Annotated in this window: 15 protein-coding genes; 4 read left to right on the top strand and 11 right to left on the bottom strand. The window is 62.0% G+C overall.

Annotated elements, in window-relative coordinates; translation table 11 throughout:
- Nucleotides 1–140: 140 nt before the first annotated feature.
- Nucleotides 141–572, top strand: coding sequence for a winged helix-turn-helix transcriptional regulator (locus H1B27_RS00820; protein WP_061883608.1), 432 nt, complete (start codon nt 141–143; stop codon nt 570–572).
- A 79-nt stretch (nt 573–651) separates the two neighbouring features.
- Here the strand turns inward: H1B27_RS00820 and H1B27_RS00815 are convergent, their stop codons facing one another.
- The 4 genes from H1B27_RS00815 to H1B27_RS00800 are packed head-to-tail and all read right to left on the bottom strand — an operon-like array spanning nt 652 to nt 5,209.
- Nucleotides 652–1,473 carry an enoyl-CoA hydratase-related protein gene (locus tag H1B27_RS00815; RefSeq protein ID WP_197964605.1) on the bottom strand — a complete coding sequence of 274 codons (822 nt, stop codon included), beginning with the start codon at nt 1,471–1,473 and terminating at the stop codon, nt 652–654.
- A gap of 54 nt (nt 1,474–1,527) precedes the next feature.
- Nucleotides 1,528–2,208, bottom strand: a complete 681-nt coding sequence (locus H1B27_RS00810) for an SDR family NAD(P)-dependent oxidoreductase (RefSeq protein WP_311976909.1) — start codon at nt 2,206–2,208, stop codon at nt 1,528–1,530.
- A 41-nt stretch (nt 2,209–2,249) separates the two neighbouring features.
- Nucleotides 2,250–4,571 carry a molybdopterin-dependent oxidoreductase gene (locus tag H1B27_RS00805; RefSeq protein ID WP_197964603.1) on the bottom strand — a complete coding sequence of 774 codons (2,322 nt, stop codon included), beginning with the start codon at nt 4,569–4,571 and terminating at the stop codon, nt 2,250–2,252.
- Between the two features lie 14 nt (nt 4,572–4,585).
- Complete coding sequence (locus H1B27_RS00800; protein WP_197964602.1) at nt 4,586–5,209, bottom strand: TetR/AcrR family transcriptional regulator; 624 nt, start codon at nt 5,207–5,209, stop codon at nt 4,586–4,588.
- Between the two features lie 161 nt (nt 5,210–5,370).
- Here H1B27_RS00800 and H1B27_RS00795 point away from each other — a divergent pair, with 161 nt between their 5' ends.
- The gene (locus H1B27_RS00795; protein ID WP_061883613.1) at nt 5,371–6,567 is read left to right on the top strand and encodes an acetyl-CoA C-acyltransferase; all 1,197 of its coding nucleotides are present in this window, start codon (nt 5,371–5,373) and stop codon (nt 6,565–6,567) included.
- Nucleotides 6,568–6,663: 96 nt separating this feature from the next.
- Entirely contained in the window at nt 6,664–7,866 is a 1,203-nt protein-coding gene (locus tag H1B27_RS00790; protein WP_246515037.1) for a multidrug effflux MFS transporter, read from the top strand.
- A 119-nt stretch (nt 7,867–7,985) separates the two neighbouring features.
- Here H1B27_RS00790 and H1B27_RS00785 read toward each other — a convergent pair whose 3' ends face one another.
- From H1B27_RS00785 to H1B27_RS00755, 7 genes are all read right to left on the bottom strand, one after another.
- Entirely contained in the window at nt 7,986–8,639 is a 654-nt protein-coding gene (locus H1B27_RS00785; RefSeq protein WP_197964601.1) for a flavin reductase family protein, read from the bottom strand.
- Between the two features lie 127 nt (nt 8,640–8,766).
- The gene (locus H1B27_RS00780) at nt 8,767–9,780 is read right to left on the bottom strand and encodes an NAD(P)H-dependent flavin oxidoreductase (RefSeq protein WP_061883616.1); all 1,014 of its coding nucleotides are present in this window, start codon (nt 9,778–9,780) and stop codon (nt 8,767–8,769) included.
- Between the two features lie 22 nt (nt 9,781–9,802).
- Nucleotides 9,803–10,990, bottom strand: coding sequence for an acetyl-CoA C-acyltransferase (locus H1B27_RS00775; RefSeq protein WP_197964600.1), 1,188 nt, complete (start codon nt 10,988–10,990; stop codon nt 9,803–9,805).
- A gap of 14 nt (nt 10,991–11,004) precedes the next feature.
- Complete coding sequence (locus tag H1B27_RS00770; RefSeq protein WP_197964599.1) at nt 11,005–12,141, bottom strand: acyl-CoA dehydrogenase family protein; 1,137 nt, start codon at nt 12,139–12,141, stop codon at nt 11,005–11,007.
- A gap of 22 nt (nt 12,142–12,163) precedes the next feature.
- Complete coding sequence (locus tag H1B27_RS00765) at nt 12,164–13,345, bottom strand: acyl-CoA dehydrogenase family protein (RefSeq protein ID WP_197964598.1); 1,182 nt, start codon at nt 13,343–13,345, stop codon at nt 12,164–12,166.
- 14 nt (nt 13,346–13,359) lie between these two features.
- On the bottom strand, nt 13,360–14,097 hold the full coding sequence (locus H1B27_RS00760) for an SDR family oxidoreductase (RefSeq protein WP_061883620.1): 738 nt from the start codon (nt 14,095–14,097) through the stop codon (nt 13,360–13,362).
- Between the two features lie 18 nt (nt 14,098–14,115).
- A complete protein-coding gene (locus H1B27_RS00755) occupies nt 14,116–15,720 on the bottom strand; it encodes a class I adenylate-forming enzyme family protein (protein WP_061883621.1) in 1,605 nt (534 codons plus the stop codon).
- A gap of 235 nt (nt 15,721–15,955) precedes the next feature.
- On the opposite strand from H1B27_RS00755, the gene H1B27_RS00750 reads away from it, so the two are divergent.
- On the top strand, nt 15,956–16,699 hold the full coding sequence (locus H1B27_RS00750; protein WP_197964597.1) for an SDR family NAD(P)-dependent oxidoreductase: 744 nt from the start codon (nt 15,956–15,958) through the stop codon (nt 16,697–16,699).

The raw sequence follows: 16,699 nt of genomic DNA, 5'->3' as shown, positions 1-16,699 counted from the left end.
CTGGCACCGGAAGCACCCGTAATCAGCGCGATTCCCTGTTCTGTCTTGCTCATTCCGGCTTTCTCAATTTGCTCTGGAACATCCACAGACAGCATGTTACTATCAATTTAGTACTGAGTAACTACTAAAATGAGACTGACATGAATAAACTTTCGACCCAGCCCTGCATGATCGCCCGGAGCCTGGCGATTGTCGGGGACGCATGGAGCATGCTGATCATGCGCGATGCCCATGCGGGGCTGACCCGCTTCGACGACTTTCGCAGGAGTCTCGGTATCGCGCCGACGATGCTGACGGGTCGGCTTTCAGCCCTGGTTGACGAGGGATTGCTGGAGAAGCGCCGCTATTCAGACCGTCCGCCACGGGACGAATATGTGCTGACAGAAGCCGGGCTCGACTTTTTGCCGGTGCTCTTCGCGATTGGCGCGTGGGGACGCAAGCATCGCAGCGGAGGCAAGGTGACCCGGTTCTTTGATGCGGAGAATGGAACGGAGATCGATCCCCTCACCATCGACCGCGCGACCGGCGCTCCGATCGGAACGCGTTCCATTCGCATCGCGCCAGTCGAATGAGAGATTCGCTTGGAATCTCCAGCTTGTGCGGTCGCGAGCGCGGCAACCTAGAACTTCGAAGCAATAAATTGAGAGAGTTTCACCTGTAAGTCGGCGGACGCTTCTCAATAAAAGCCCGGACAGCTTCGGCGTGCTGCGCAGTGCCCGCCGCGAGGACCATCCTCTCGGCCTCTTGATCTAGTGACATCCAGAAGTCGGCCGACAGCGCAAGGTCGAGATTATCCTTCATGGAGGCATAGGCGCTCGCCGGGCCATTCGCCAATGCTCTCGCCATTTCGAATGCTTCGCTTTGCAGGTCGGAATCAGGCACCACGCGATTGATAAGGCCCAATGCTTCGCAGCGCCGTGCACTGATCCGTTCAGACAGAAACATCAGTTCGCGGGCACGCGCCGTCCCGGCCAGCCGGGTCAACAGCCACGAAATGCCGTAATCGCCGGTGAGCGCAATCCTGGCGTAGCCGGTCGTCATGATCGCGGATTCGGCCGCAATACGCAGGTCGCAGGCGAGTGCGATTGCAAGCCCAGCGCCAGCCGCCGGTCCCGGCAAAGCCGCGATGGTGGGCTTCCGCACCGAAATAAGTACGCCGGTTAGGGTTCGCTGACGTTCCCGCAACCGCGCAACCTTGTCGCTGACTGACATGGCCGGCACCGCAGAGTTGCCGCCCATCCCCTTGATGTCGCCGCCCGAACAGAACGCGGTGCCTCCACCTGTTATCAGGAGGGCTCCGACCTCAGGATCATCTCCATTCTGTTTGATCATCCGGCGCAACGCCGGCGTAAGATGATCGGACAACGAATTTCGGGCTTCGGGTCGGTTCAAGGTAATCACCGCGACGCGATCCCGGATCGCGCACAGCAGTTCATCCGTGCCCGTGTCAACCGAGATGGATCCATCAGTCATGTTTCTGACCTTTCAAGTCGCGCGGAGAGCTCTCGCCGTGTCCGTGTTCGAGCTTCACCAGTTTTCGCGGAATGGCCGCAGTTCCGTGAGAAACGACCAGGCCGAGCGATCCTGACCATAGAGATGCAATAATTCGTCGGCGATCGCCGCCGGCTTGATGAAGAATTCATCCGGTTTGTCGCTCATCCGCGCGCGCATCCGGGGCGTATCGATAACGGCGTCGATGAGAACGTAGGAGACGTGCACGCCGAGAGGCCCCAAGTCGCGTGCGATCGACTCGGCCAAAATGCGCTGCGCCGCCTTCGTCGGAGCGAAGCCGGCGAAATTGGCTTTGCCTCGGATCGAAGACGTGTTGCCGGTCACCAGGATTGCGCCCTTGCCGCGATCGATCATGTCAGGCGCCACTTCTCGCGACAGGTACAACAAGCCCATCACGTTGACTTCGAAGTTGCCCTTCAGCATCTTCGGATCGATCTCGCGAAAACTCCCCCAGCCCCCTCCGACCGCGTTGTGGATCAGAACGTCAGACGGGCCGAACCGCCGCTTTACGTCACTGATTGCGGTCCGCACCTGGCTCTCGTCCGAGACGTCACAGCTCACCGCGTGCACGTCGGGAAGCTCTTGCGCAAGGCGATTGATGAGCTCCGTAGAGCGAGCAAGCGCGATGATACGAAATCCCCCAGCAGAGAAGCGCTTGACGATGGCAGCTCCGGTGCCTGGCCCCACCCCCGTCACGATCGCGATTGGTTTCTCGGTCATTCGACGCTCCCTTCGAGCTATTGTCCGGCCGCTCTCTTGTGAATCCGGTCGGATTGCGACTGATAGGCGGCAGCTTCGTGCTCGGTCACCAGGGCCAGTCGAACCGCGACGTTCTTGTGGTAGGGCGTGCCTGCAATGGGATCGCGGTTGCCGCTTTCGGTGAGTAGATTGATGCGCGGCCCGTTGATCAGGCGCTCTCCGTCCGACGTCGGGTAGGCCTGACCGTAGCCGTGCGGCAGCGCCAATTGGCCGTTCCGCATGGCGTCGTCAACCTTGCAGCGGACGACGAGCCGCCCGACCACCGACTCGACGGCCACCCAGTCACCATCCTTTGCACCCAACTCGTGCAAATCGCTCGAATTGATCAGCAGCGCCCCGTCCGGGTCCTCGCGACGCCACGCGGGATCGCGAAAGATCTGGTTGGCATTGAACATGCGGCGGCCACCAGCCGCCAGCATGAACGGGAATTCTTTTGGCGCGCCCGCGGCCCCTGGATCGAGACGCGCCAGCCATTCCAGCATCTGCGGGACGACCAGCCGAACCTTGCGATCGGAATGGCTGATCAACGACCAGACTTCGTCATACTCGTGCCGAGTAACCGCCGTGCCCTGCCGGGCGCCCACGATGGTGTCGAACAGGAGATCTCCGAGCTGATGGTCCGCCACCTCCTCGGATGCGCCAATCGCCCGCCGCACTGCTTGCGACGACCGCTTCGCGCAAGCCAGTGCCGCGCTCCACATCGGCGCCGCGGCCGCGGTACCGTCCGGAAGCGTCTGCCCCAGCGTATGGTAGAGCACCAGTGCAGGCACTGCCGCAGGGTTTTCCGCGATGAAATCACGAAATGCCGCGGCGAATTCAGGTCGCGAGCGCCGTGCTATTTCGCGTAGCGGCGCGAGGACATTGTCACCCGGCAGAAGCCCCAGAGCGATCGCAAGCCGCGTATAGATCTCGGGCTCCGGCAACGTGCCGGCGAGCGGCGGCAAGACACCGGCGCGAACGTGAAAATAGTTGGTCGGAAATTCGAAGTTGAACAGAGTAAATTCGGTCTTTTCGTATTGTGTGGAGGCCGGGAGGACGTAGTGCGCGAGCCGTGCGGTTTCGGTCATCGCAACGTCGACGACAACGCATAATTCGAGCGATTGCAGCGCGCGTTCCACCGCCTCGGTGTTTGCCGCGGTGTTGGCTGGATTGGAGCTGTCGATCCAGGCGCAGCGTAACCGGTCGGGATGGTCCTTGAGAACCGTTTCGGGGAAAATGTTGGGCGGCAGCAAGCCGCCAATGATGGCGTCGCCGGTCGGCGCGAATGTCTGGTTCGGAGAATTTCCCCAGAGCGGCTGAAGCCAGCTATGCAATTGGTTGGTACCTTCACGGCCAAAATTGCCGGAAAGCATGATCAGGAGCTTCTCGAGATAGGAATTGAGAGTCGAATTGACGCCTTGCTGGATGCCGAGCTCAACCCGAACCACCATGGCCTTCGCGGCCGCGATCATAGCCGCGCATCGCTCCAGCTCCGCGATCGAGATATCGGCGGCGGCCGCCCATTCCTCAACGGGGATGTTCAATAGCGCTTGCCTCACTTCCGTGAAACCGATCGTGTGCTCCTGAATGAAGGCGTGGTCGATCCGGTCGGAACGGACAAGCGTTGCCAGCAGTGCGCCAAGGAGAAACGCGTCGGCGCCGGGACGAACCGCGAGATGCAGGTCCGCCATTTCGGCGGTTTCGGTCCGCCGTGGATCGACGACGATCAGCTTGCGTGCGGGATCCTTGCGGATCTGATTGAGATGGTCGCGCGCATTGGGGAAGCCGTGCGCGATCCAGGGATTTGCCCCGATGACAAGCAAGAGATCGCAATGATGGACGTCCTCTGACGTGTGGCAGGTTTGACTGCCGAACATGTGGCCATTGACCCAGAAGTCGCCGGTTTTCTCCTGCGAAAGCGCGTTGAAGACGCTGCGCGAGCCCAGCGCACGCAACAAGCCACTGGCGTAGGCGCCGCCAGCATGGTTGCCCTGCCCGCCGCCGCCATAAAGGGCAATACTCTTGCCGCCATACCTGTCGACGACGTCTCGAAGCCGCTCCGCGATTTCTGCGATCGCGACGTCCCACTCGATTTCATCAAAGCCGCCATCGGCGCGACGACGCAGCGGGGTCGTGAGCCGATCCCTGTGATGGGCATAGTAGGGAATGCGCGCCGCCTTGTTGCACAGATAGCCTTGCGACTTCGGGTTTGAACGGTCGCCTCGTACCTTCTCGAGGCGCCCCTCATTCACCCAGACCTCGATGCCGCAATTTACGTAACACAGGTTGCAGGCTGTCTTGAGCCACTTGCCGGCCGTCATGGGCACCTCCCAGATTATGGTTTGTCGCAGCTCATCGCCTTTGCTGTTCTGCGCTGCCGCTTGTAAGTCCGGCCGCAGACAGTCATCCGTCCGGCGTCGAGAATACCGTCAGAAAGCTTCCCGGCGCCGACAGCACGCGACAGCACGATCGATCCAACCATGGTCGCAATCGCGCTCGTCGCGATTTGGCGTGCCTGTTGGAGACCCTCGGCGGGAAGCACTTCGACCAGGATGTCGATCATCTCCTCCAGCTTGGAAGCAAGCGCCCGTTGCTCGCTCGGGCTCGATCGAGCGACATCCGCGGCCAGGGCTGGAAGCGCGCAACCTTGTCTGGGATTGTCGCGGTGGCGGGAACTTAGGTAATCGGCGATCAGCGTCTCGAAACGATCCCCGCTGGCCCTCCGGTTCGCCAGCTTTTTCCATCGCTCGACCATTTGGTCCATTGCAAACGCGATTGCCTCGCCGACGAGTGCGGCACGCGACTCGAAATGGTTATAGAACCCGCCGTGCGTCAGACCCGCGAGCTTCATCAACTCGACAACGCTAAGTCCTTCGGCTCCGTTTTGACGCAAGCCGTAGGAGGCACTTTCAACGATCCGGCTGTGGGTCTGGCGCCTATGGTCTCCTACGTAACGCATCTCCCCTCCGTGCAAGCTGCTCGGTAACCGGCTGTTCGACCGATCCCATCCACCAGCGCTTCTGGACCGCGCTTTTGAAGCGACGGCAATATTTCATTGCAATGTCGCCCATGTTATATGACTATCGTCATATAACGAAGTGATCAACAGGAGAATTCGCCATGGCCGCCGCTTCCGATCCCGTCGTCATCCTCTCCGCGGCCCGTACGCCGCTCGGCCGCTTCATGGGCGAGCTCTCGCCACTCAGTGCCCACAAGCTCGGCTCCCACGTGATTGGAGCAGCTCTGGAACGGGCCAAGCTGGCACCCGAGCGGATCGACGAGGTCTTCATGGGCAACGTGCTGCCGGCCGGACAAGGCCAGGCGCCGGCGCGCCAGGCGGCGCGCGGCGCCAAATTGCCCGATGCCACCGGCGCCACCACCATCAACAAGGTCTGCGGCTCCGGCATGAAGGCCGCCATGCTCGCTCACGACATCATCAATGCGGGCTCCGCCGAGATCGTTCTGTCCGGCGGCATGGAGAGCATGAGCAATGCGCCCTATTTGCTGGCCAAGGCGCGCGGCGGCTATCGCGCCGGCCACGACCGCATCATTGACCACATGCTGATGGACGGGCTGGAAGACGCCTACGAGACCGGACGCTCGATGGGCGACTTCGGCGAGGCCACGGCGGAGGCCTATCAATTCACCCGCAAGGACCAGGACGACTATGCAATCGAGACCTTGACCCGCGCCCGCAAGGCGGTTGAAGGTGGCGCGTTCAAGGCTGAGATTGCTCCGATCACGTTGACCGAGAAGGCCGGACCCCGGATCATCTCCAACGACGAGCATCCGCTCAAAGTCGATCCCGCCAAAATCCCCGGGCTGAAAGCTGCATTCCGCGCCAACGGCACCATCACGCCCGCTGCCTCATCCGCCAATGCTGATGGCGCTGCTGCGCTCATCTTGGCGAAACGTGCGCTGGCCGATCGCGACGGCCTCCCGGTGCTCGCCGAGATCAAGGGCCATGCCACCCACAGCCAGGAACCACAATGGTTCACCACGGCGCCCATCCCCGCTATTCGCAAGCTGCTCGACAAGGTCGGCTGGAGCGTTGGCGACGTGGATCTGTTCGAGATCAATGAGGCATTTGCCGTCGTCGCGATGGCGGCACAGAAGGATCTCGGCATCCCCAGGGAAAAGCTGAACGTCAACGGCGGCGCCTGCGCGCTAGGTCATCCCATTGGCGCGACCGGCGCGCGACTGATGGTCACGCTGCTGCACGCGCTCGAAACGCGCAACCTCAAGCGCGGCGTCGCGTCACTGTGCATCGGCGGCGGCGAAGCTACCGCCATCGCGATCGAGCGCGTCGTCCGCTGATAACACGGCTGGGCGGACAACGACGGACAACGCGAGTGGCGCCAACGGCGTCACTCGCTGCCCTAATCCACCTGTCCCTGGCACGCGAAAGATCCCATGGTTGACCTGACGAATCCCGTGCCGCGGGACATTCCGACCTCGAGCACCCTGCCCATCGCCGTCCTTTCCGTCCTGGCTGCGATGGGAACACTCGCGACCAACATTCTGCTGCCGTCTTTGCCGCAGATTGCGATCTCTTTGAATGTCACGACTGCGGCGGTCACATCCGCCATCACCGTCTTTCTTGCCGTATTCGGGTTGGGCCAGCTCCTGGTCGGACCGCTTTCGGATCGCTACGGAAGACGTTGGCCGGTCCTGATCGGGTTCGCCGTATTCTTCGCCGGCAGCGTTTGGTGCGGTCTGGCAACCGACCTGCCCAATCTCCTCATCGGCCGCGTCGTGCAGGCAACAGGTGCTTGCGCGACATCAGTGCTGTCTCGCGCCATCGCCCGCGACATGTTCAGTGGCGCGGCACTGGCACGCGCGATGGCGCTCATCATGATCGTGATGTCCGCAGCTCCCGGGTTCTCGCCGCTGCTTGGCGGCGCCCTCGACCATAGCCTGGGCTGGCGCGCCGAATTCGCGCTAGTCGCGGCCTTTGCCGCCGTCGGCGCCGTTGCCTACGCCATCGTTCTTGGCGAAACCCACAATTCGATCCGCACGCCGTTCAATCCAGTTGTCGTCGGCAGGACCTATGCCGGTCTGATTGGAGACCGTCGCTTCGTTACCCCCGCGGCCGCCTCGAGCCTCACTATGGGCGGCTTGTTCTCGATGTTTTCCTCTGCGCCGCGCCTATTCATCGAAGCGTTGCACTTCACGCCGATCCAGCTCGGGCTCTTCTTTGCCGGCACCGTCTTCATCGTATTCGCCGCGGGTATGCTTGCCACAAGATTGGCACCCCGCTACGGGCTCGATGGTCCGATCCGGGCAGGATTGTCTGCGACGGCCGCCAGCAGCCTTGCGATCCTGCTCATCTCGCTGATCAGCCCGACTTTCTTGCCCTTTCTAGGCGCGATGAGCGTATATCTCCTCGGCATGGGCGTTGTCAGTCCGTTGGCCACGGCGCGCGCGTTGTCTCCATTCGGCGAGAAGGCCGGCGCCGCCTCGGCGCTGCTCGGTTTCTTGCAGATGACGATCGCCGCGACCGGCGTATGGCTTGCTGCCACAGTGTCACCGGAAGCAATGTTCGCGTTGGGCGTCGTGATGAGCTCGTTTTCGCTGCTCGCTCTTGGCCTGTACGCACGAGGCCCGGGATCTTGATGGGCATATGATTCCGCACGGGTCTTCCGTTCAGTCACTCATCAGCTTTGCGAAGCCGGGCTCAGGCCTGTCGATCAAATGCTTGGCCAGCCCGGCCGTTGAGCCTGTTTCCAGCGCAATCAAGTGCCGTGGAATTCCGGTTTGCTGCTGCCAGGTGGGCGTTTCATCTCGAACATGTTCTCGGTCCTGACCTCGAGGTAATCTCCACCCCGGCCGGCGCGCAGAATGGGACGCGCAAGTGCCGTGTTGTAGACACCGTCTTCGATCAATGCCTTGTCGATGTAAACCGCGACGACCTCGCCAAGTACGAACCACCCTTCCACCTTCTCACCACGCGCATTCGCCAGTTGAGAGACGTCGACGACCTTGCATTCCATTGCGGCCCTGCTCTCGCCCACCCGCGGCACAGCAACGTGGCGTCCGGGTATCGGCGTCAATCCGGCCGCTTCGAACTCGCTCACGCCGTGATCGAGCGGCGTCGCTGTCACGTTCATGCGCTCGCCGAGATCCATGGTGACCAGATTCCAGACGAATTCGCGCGTCTCGCTGACGTTCTTGACGGTGTCTTTCCACGAAATCGAGGAAAACCCGATGATCGGAGGATCGTAGAGGAACGCGTTGAAAAAGCTGTAGGGGGCCAAGTTCAATCGACCGGCTGCATTGCGCGATGAGATCCACCCAATCGGACGCGGCGCGATTATCGCATTGAACGGATTATGCCGGAGCCCGTGGCCTTTCAAAGGCTCGTAGTAGTGGAAGTCGGCCTGGTCCATAAATGCCCCCGAGGCTGCCTAGGGCCGCCTATCTGGCCCGTCGAGCTTCAACAAAGATCGGCGCACGCATGACCATGCGTGCGCATAGCCTCCGTCAGAACCCCCGGAAGCGGTATGTTCTCCCCGGCTAAGCCATCGCCCGAGCCGCAGCCGGCCGCTGCCCGGCGCCGTCGAGGAAGCCGGTCAGGCGCTGCCGAATGAGTCTTTCCGCATCCGCCATGATGCGGTCGATCAGTTCCTTCACAGTCGGAATGTCGTGAATGAGCCCGACGACCATGCCGCAGCTCCAGGCGCCCGCATCCATGTCGCCATCGATCATCACCTTGGGATAGACGCCCGCCACCTGGTCATGGATGTCCTCGATTTTGAGGCTCTTGCCCTTCTCGCGCTCGATCTCGAGCAGTTGCTCGACGCCCTTGTTGTTCAGGACCCGCTCTGTATTCCGGAGCGCGCGCATCACGAGCCTGGTATCGAGTTCCGTCGCCGCGACCAGCGCCTCCTTGACGTTCTCGTGCACCGGCGCTTCCTTGGTGGCGATGAAGCGCGTGCCCATGTTCATGCCCGCAGCGCCCATCGCCAGGGCGGCAACCAGGCTGCGTGCATCCGCCATGCCGCCCGAGGCAACGAACGGGATCTTCAGTTCCTCCGCGGCGCGCGGCAACAGGATCATGTTCGGCATGTCATCCTCGCCGGGATGGCCGCCGCACTCGAAGCCGTCGACGCTGACGGCATCGCAGCCGATCTGCTCGGCCTTCAGTGAATGCCGAACGGAGGTGCATTTGTGGATCACCTTGATGCCGCCCGCCTTCAGGGCCGGCATGTACTGTTCGGGGCTGCGTCCGGCGGTTTCGACGATCTTGACGCCGCCCTCCCTGATCGCCGCGATGTACTCCGGATAGGGCGGCGCACTGAAGGTCGGCAGGAATGTGAGGTTCACGCCGAACGGCTTGTCGGTCATGTCGCGGCAGCGCGCGATCTCCTTGGCCAGCAGCTCCGGCGTTCTCTGCGTCAGGCCCGTGATCAAGCCGAGCCCGCCCGCGTTGGAGACGGCCGACGCCATTTCGGCGAAGCCGACATAATGCATGCCGCCCTGGATGATCGGATGCTCGATGCCGAACAGTTCAGTGATCGCTGTCTTCACGAATAATCTCCCGCGTTGCCGCTCAGTGGATGATTTCAAACAGGCCGGCCGCGCCCATGCCGCCACCGATGCACATGGTCACCACGCCGTACTTCGCCTTGCGCCGCCGGCCCTCAATCAGGAGATGGCCGGTGAGCCGAGACCCGGTCATGCCGTAGGGATGACCGATCGCGATCGAGCCGCCATTGACGTTGAGCTTGTCCGGGTCGATGCCAAGCTTGTCGCGGCAGTAGATCACCTGAACCGCGTAAGCCTCATTCAGCTCCCACAGATCGATGTCGTCGATCTTGAGGTTATGGCGCGTGAGCAGGCGCGGGATCGCGGCGACCGGGCCGACGCCCATCTCGTCCGGTTCGACGCCGGCGGCGACAAAGCCGCGGAAGATGCCGAGCGGTTTCAGTCCCTTCCTGGCCGCAATCTTGTCGCTCATGATCACACAAGCCGAGGCGCCATCCGAAAGCTGGCTGGCATTTCCCGCGCTGATGGTCTTGCCCTCGAACACCGGTTTGATCTTGGCGAGGCCCTCCGCCGTGGTCTCCGGACGCGGCCCCTCGTCCTTGGTGAGCGTCACCTGCTCGTAGGTGACCTCCTTGGTGTCCTTGTTGAACAGCGCCATCCTGGTCGTGAACGGCACGATCTCGTCGTTGAAGCGGCCGGCCTGTAACGCAGCGCCAACGCGGCGTTGGCACTCGAGGCTGTATTCGTCCTGCTTGTCGCGGCCGATCTTGTAGCGCTCGGCAACGACCTCGGCGGTATCGAGCATCGACATGTACATCTCGGGCTTCATCGCCATCAGCTCGTCGTCGACGGCGTGAAACTTGTTCATGTGCTCGTTCTGCACGAGGCTGATCGACTCGATGCCTCCGCCGATCGCGACCTCGACCCCGTCGAGCATCACCGAGCGCGCGGCGACCGCGATGGCCTGCAGGCCGGACGCGCATTGCCGGTCGATCGTTGTGCCGGCCACCGTGATGGGCAGGCCGGCGCGGATCGCGCCCTTGCGCGCCACGTTCATCATCATGGTGCCTTGCTGCATCGCGCAGCCCATGACCACGTCTTCTACTTCTCCGGGCGCGATGCCGGCGCGCTTCACGGCTTCGGCCATCACGTGCCCGGCCATGGTGGGGCCGTCCGTGTTGTTGAGCGCGCCGCGATACGCTTTGCCGACGGCCGTTCGGGCGGTGGAAACGATGACTGCTTCAGTGGTCATGCCTGCCTCGCTGCTTATGCGGCCGCATCCAGCTGCGCGTAACGCAGCACATGGAACGCGGGATCGCCGAACTGGATGTTGATGGAGGAGATTCGCTTAAAATAATGCCCGACGTTGAGCTCGTCGGTCATTCCCATGCCGCCGTGAAGCTGCACCGCCTGGTCGGCGACGAACTTGCCCGCATAGCCGATCTTCGACTTGGCACCGGAGGCGAGCCGCGACAGGCCGGCATCGCTGTCGCTGAGGCTGAGGCTGAGGCTGAGATGCTGCATCAGGGAGAGCGCCTCCTGATGGGCGATGAACATGTCGACCATGCGATGCTGCAACACCTGGAACGAGCCGATCGTGGTGCCGAACTGCTTGCGCGTCTTGGAATATTCCAGCGTCGCCGAGTTCAGCTCGCCGATGGCGCCGACGGCTTCCGCGCAGAGCGCGCCGATGGCACGGTCGCGGCAGGCTTCCAGCGCGGCAACGCCCTCGCCTTCCACGCCCAGCAATTGGCCGCGGACATCGCGCAGGCTGACTTCAGCAGCCCGGCGGCCGTCGACAGTCTTGAAGCTCTGGAGATCGACGCCGGTCGCGCGCCGATCGACCACGAACAGGCTGACGCCGCTGCGTTCACGGTCATCGCCGGAGGTCCGGGCCGAGACGATCAGATAGTCCGCCCAAGGCGCTGCGATCACCACGGTCTTTGCGCCTGTCAGGACGTAGTCGCTCCCTTCGCGCCGCGCTCTCGTGGTGACATTGGCAAGATCGAAGCGCGATGCCTTCTCCGTCCAGGCCAGCGTCCAGATTTTCGAGCCGTCGATGATCTCAGGGATGAAGCTTTGCTGCTGCTCCGGCGTGCCCACGTGCTCGATCAATCCGCCGGCCAGCACCACCGTCTCGACGAACGGCTCGACCACGAGGTGACGGCCGAACTCATGCATCAGGATCATGGTCGACAGCGGACCGCCGCCGAGACCGCCAGCGCCCTCGGAGAACGGCGCAGCCAGCAGGCCGAACTCGGCGAAAGCGTCCCATTGCTTGCGGCTGAAGCCTTCCTCGCTGGCTACGATCTTGCGCCGCGCCTCGAAATCGTATTGGTCGCGCAGCAGGCGCTGGACGCTGGATCGCAGCAATTCCTGCTCTTCCGTGAACTGAATATCCATCCGATCCTCCCGATCCGCTTGGCTAGAGCCCGAGCACGGCCTTGGCGATGATGTTTCGCTGGATCTCGTTGGATCCGCCGTAGATGCTGAGCTTGCGCGCGTTCAGATATTTCTCCGACGCGGTATGGCCGTAATCGGGGCCGGGCATGAAGCGGTTGGCGCTCACCGGATGCTCGCGGATGGCAAGCCCGTAGTTGCCGATCGCGCGGTGGGTAAGCTCGGTAATATTCTGAAATATCTCGGTGCCGCGAATCTTGAACAGTGAGGCCGCAGGTCCCGGATCTATGCCGCGCGCCATCTGGGCGACGACACGCAGCTCCGTCGCCTCCAGCGCCAGCACGTCGAGCTCGATGCGGGCAATGTCCCGCAGAAATTCGAGATGCGCGGGATCCTCAGTCGGGATCTCGGCCTTCACGATCTGCCTCAACCTGCCGATATAGCGGGTGGACCGGCCAATGCCGGCCATGCTGGTGCGCTCGTTGCCGAGCAGGAACTTGGCGTAGGTCCAACCCTTGTTCTCCTCGCCGACCAGATTCTCGACGGGCACGCGGACGTTTTCGAGGAAGACGTCGTTGACCTCATGGCTGCCGTCGATCGTGATGATCGGCCGCACCGTGACGCCGGGCGACTTCATGTCGATGAGCAGGAAGGAGATGCCGGATTGCGGCTTCGCGCTCGGATCGGTGCGCACGAGGCAGAAGATCCAGTCGGCGTGCTGCGCCAGCGTGGTCCAGGTCTTGTGACCGTTGACGATGTAGTGGTCGCCGTCACGCACCGCCTTGGTCCTGACGGTCGCAAGGTCCGAGCCGGAGCCCGGCTCCGAATAGCCTTGGCACCACCAATCCTCGCCGGACAGAATCCGCGGCAGAAACTTCTTCTTCTGCGCCTCGTTGCCGAACGTGTAGATCACCGGCCCGACCATGGTGACGCTGAAGGCGAGCGGCGGCAGCGTGCCGGCGCGAGAGGTTTCCTGCTCGAAGATGAAGCGCTGCGTGACGGACCAGCCCGGGCCGCCGTACTCCTTCGGCCAGAGCGGGGCGATCCAACCCTTCTTGTGGAGGATCCGGTGCCACAGCAGCGACTGCTCCTTGGTCAGGTCGGTCTCCGGATTGGGAACGCGCATTTCCGGCGGATAGTTCTCAGCAATGAAAGTGCGCACCTCGTCGCGAAACGCGGCATCCTCGGGGGAAAGCTTGAGCTCCATCGTTCCAGGCTCCGCTACCACTTCTCGCCGAAGGGGCGGATCTCCATCTCGAACGTCCACGCGCTTTTCGGCTGCTCGTAGAGCTGCCAATAGGATGTTGCGACGGAGGACGGAGGCATCAAGGCGTCCGGATCATCCAGCGCGGTGGGCCCGAGAGCCTCCAACCGGCGCTGCCGAACCCACTCGGTGTCCACGCCGGAATCGATGATGAGATGCGCGACGTGAATATTTTTCGGGCCAAGCTCGCGGGCCATGGCCTGCGCGACCGCACGAAGGCCGAACTTGGCGCTTGCGAAAGCTGCATAACCGCTGCCACCGCGGAGCGAGGCGGTCGCACCGGTGAAGAAGATGTTGCCACCCCCGCGCGGCAGCATGAGGCGGGCGGCCTCGCGACCGGCCAGAAAGCCGGAATAGCAGGCCATTTCCCAGACCTTGCGGAAGACCCGTTCTGTGGTTTCCAGAATCGGGAAGTTCACGTTCGCCCCGATGTTGAAGATGCAGACTTCCAGCGGCGCATGCCTGTCTGCATCGTTGAGAAAGGAGACGATCTCGTCTTCCTTGCGAGCATCGAGCGAACGGGCGTGGATCTCTCCGCCGGCAGCCTCGATATCCCTGACGAGCGGAGCCAGCTTGTCGCCGTTACGGCGGCCGGCGAAGACCGTGAAGCCTTCTGCTGCGAATTTCTTGGCGATCTCGCCGCCGATGAAGTCACCCGCGCCTATCACGGCCGCGGTTGCGTTTCTCTTTTGCAAGATGTCCTCCCAGTAAAGTTAGATCTGTTGCCTGCGAAATTCGGGCGCCTGCACAGGAGAGATTGCGCCACCTTCGCGCAAGGACTCCGCGAGCTTGTGCTTGAGTATCTTTCCGGTCGAGGTCGCCGGCAAGGCATCAAGTATGACGATTTCGGACGGCCGCTTGTAAGAAGTAAGCTGAGACCGGACAAAGCTCATCAGGACCTCGGGCGTCGTGCGAGATCCCGGCAGCAATTGCACAAAGGCGACGATCTCCTCATTGCCGTCTGCGGCACGACCGACCACGGCGGATTGCACGACGTCCTGGTGTGAACTGAGGACCGCTTCGACCTCCGCGGGATAGACGTTGAAGCCGGAACGGATGATCATTTCCTTGGTGCGGCCGACAATGTACAGACACTCGCCGTCGAAACGCGCGAGATCGCCGGTATTGAACCAGCCCTCGCTGTCAATCACCTTCGCGGTAAGCTCCGGGGCACGATAGTAGCCCAGCATCACGTTGCGCCCGCGAACATGCAGCTCGCCGACTTCACCCGATACAGTCGGAAATCCTTCGATGGTTCGCACCCGCGCTTCCACGCCAGGCAGCAGCGTGCCAACAGCCTGATCCGAGCGTGGCCTATCGAAACGTACGCCTGATATTCCCGGCGAGCATTCGGTGATCCCGTAGCCGTTGAGCAACGGAAGCCCGAACTCTTTTTCCACACGCAACTTCAGGTTCAAATCCAGCGGCGCGCCGGCGACGGCAATCAAGCGCAACGAGCCTCGGGCGAGCTGTTCCACGCCTGATACGCTCTTGTACTCCAGCAGGCGCTGATAGGTGGCAGGCACGCCATTGAGGATGGTGACGCCCTCCTCCGCGATCGCCTTTGCGGTCGCCGCCGGATCGTATTTGCTGACCATCCGCACCGTGCCGCCGACCATCAGCGTCATGATCAGGAGCGAAATGCCGACGATATGCGAGATCGGCAACACAAGATAGATTTTGTCCTTCTCGTTCATCCTGCGGAAATACGCGGTGGTCTTTGCACTGATCAGCAGGTTGTCATGCGAGAGCATCACGCCCTTGGGAGTCCCCGTCGTCCCTGACGTGTAGATCAAAACCGCGACCTGCTTTGCTGGATCGGTCTCCACCGGCCGGACGGTCGCGCTTTCGTTGAGCGGGCCAACACCAATTTCCGGCAGCGGGCCAATTCGCCGATTGTCGGCGCCGTAGCGGGAGGCATGAGCAGCGGCCTCCTTCGAAATGCCGGACGTGAAGAACATCCGTCGGGCGCCGCTATGATCGCGGATCTGGTCCAGTTCGCGCGCCGACAAGCGCGGGTTGGCGACAATCGCCCAGGCGTCGAGCCGGCTCGCCGCCAGCAGCAAAGCGGCAAGTGCAATACAGTTCTCGCTGACAATAATCATCCGATCGCCGGCCCTGATCCCCAGCGATGAGAGCATGGTGGCGATGTCGCCAACGCGCTGCTCCAGATCTCGATAGCTCCAGGAAGCCCCGTCCTCGACCAGCGCAACCCGGCCGGGTGCCCTGGCAACCGGCCCTGCCGTGACTTCATGGATTCGGCTCGGCAAGCCGACAGCAATCTCGTCTACACTGATCGTCTCTGAAAGCTCCGCCACGACTGACCTCCCGACCGACCATGCCGACGTTGCAATACGGCACAATTGGTTTCTACTTATAGTTCTTTTTTAGAACTCGTCAATCAGTAAATCGTCGTCAACCTTTTCCGGAGTCGAATAGACAATCCATCTGTGAGCGTCGTTTTCTGCGTGGCTCTTAAAAACCTCCGTTTACAACGCATCATCCGGCAGCTAGGTTATAGTATCAAATAAGAACTTAAAGGGAGGATCGAGGATGGCGGCGGGCCGCGGTGTAGCGATACTTGTTGGCGCAGGCGATGCCATTGGCGCGGCGGTCGCCCGGCGTTTTGCCCAAGGCGGCTATACGGTCTGCATCTGCAGGCGCGATGCGTCCAAATCGCAGGGACTCGTGGCCGAGCTGAGGGCTGCGGCGCATGACGTTCACGCATTCAGCGTGGATGCGCGTCAGGAAACAGAAGTCCAAGGCATTTTCGCGCGAGTCGAGAAAGAGCACGGGCCTGTCGAGGTCTGCCTCTACAATGCGGGCTCGAACGTCAACAAGCCTCTGCTCGACACCACGGAGAAGTTGTTCTTCAAGGCTTGGGAACTCGCCTGTTATGGTGGTTTCCTGGTTGGACGTGAGGCCGCCCGCGTGATGCTGTCGCGCGGACGCGGCACCATCTTTTTCACCGGCGCGACGGCAAGCGTGCGTGGCGGCCCCGGGTTTTCAGCATTTTCATCAGCGAAGTTCGGCCTTCGTGCAGTGGCCCAGGCGATGGCACGCGAGCTTGGACCGAAGAACATCCACGTCGTGCATCTCCTGATCGACGCTGGCGTGGATAGCGAGGCGATTCACCAACGCATGAAGGCAGCGAAGGGCATCGAAGCAAGCGACATTCCGCCCGATAGCCTGACCAAGACGTCTTCCATCGCCGAAGCTTATTGGTTCACCCACCAGCAAAGCAAAGATGGCTGGACCCACGAGCTCGATCTCCGTCCGTCCGTGGAGAAATGGTAA

This window comes from Bradyrhizobium diversitatis (assembly GCF_016031635.1).
Taxonomy (GTDB): domain Bacteria; phylum Pseudomonadota; class Alphaproteobacteria; order Rhizobiales; family Xanthobacteraceae; genus Bradyrhizobium; species Bradyrhizobium diversitatis.
The sequence above is the reverse complement of the archived record's forward strand: the minus strand, read 5'-3'. Positions and strand labels throughout refer to the sequence as shown.

Coding starts and splice junctions, on each gene's coding strand:
- H1B27_RS00790 (WP_246515037.1), top strand. CDS start 6,664: ATGGTTGACCTGACGAATCCCGTGCCGCGGGACATTCCGACCTCGAGC.
- H1B27_RS00750 (WP_197964597.1), top strand. CDS start 15,956: ATGGCGGCGGGCCGCGGTGTAGCGATACTTGTTGGCGCAGGCGATGCC.
- H1B27_RS00765 (WP_197964598.1), bottom strand. CDS start 13,345: ATGGAGCTCAAGCTTTCCCCCGAGGATGCCGCGTTTCGCGACGAGGTG.
- H1B27_RS00785 (WP_197964601.1), bottom strand. CDS start 8,639: ATGGACCAGGCCGACTTCCACTACTACGAGCCTTTGAAAGGCCACGGG.
- H1B27_RS00795 (WP_061883613.1), top strand. CDS start 5,371: ATGGCCGCCGCTTCCGATCCCGTCGTCATCCTCTCCGCGGCCCGTACG.
- H1B27_RS00770 (WP_197964599.1), bottom strand. CDS start 12,141: ATGGATATTCAGTTCACGGAAGAGCAGGAATTGCTGCGATCCAGCGTC.
- H1B27_RS00775 (WP_197964600.1), bottom strand. CDS start 10,990: ATGACCACTGAAGCAGTCATCGTTTCCACCGCCCGAACGGCCGTCGGC.
- H1B27_RS00800 (WP_197964602.1), bottom strand. CDS start 5,209: ATGCGTTACGTAGGAGACCATAGGCGCCAGACCCACAGCCGGATCGTT.
- H1B27_RS00815 (WP_197964605.1), bottom strand. CDS start 1,473: ATGACTGATGGATCCATCTCGGTTGACACGGGCACGGATGAACTGCTG.
- H1B27_RS00805 (WP_197964603.1), bottom strand. CDS start 4,571: ATGACGGCCGGCAAGTGGCTCAAGACAGCCTGCAACCTGTGTTACGTA.
- H1B27_RS00820 (WP_061883608.1), top strand. CDS start 141: ATGAATAAACTTTCGACCCAGCCCTGCATGATCGCCCGGAGCCTGGCG.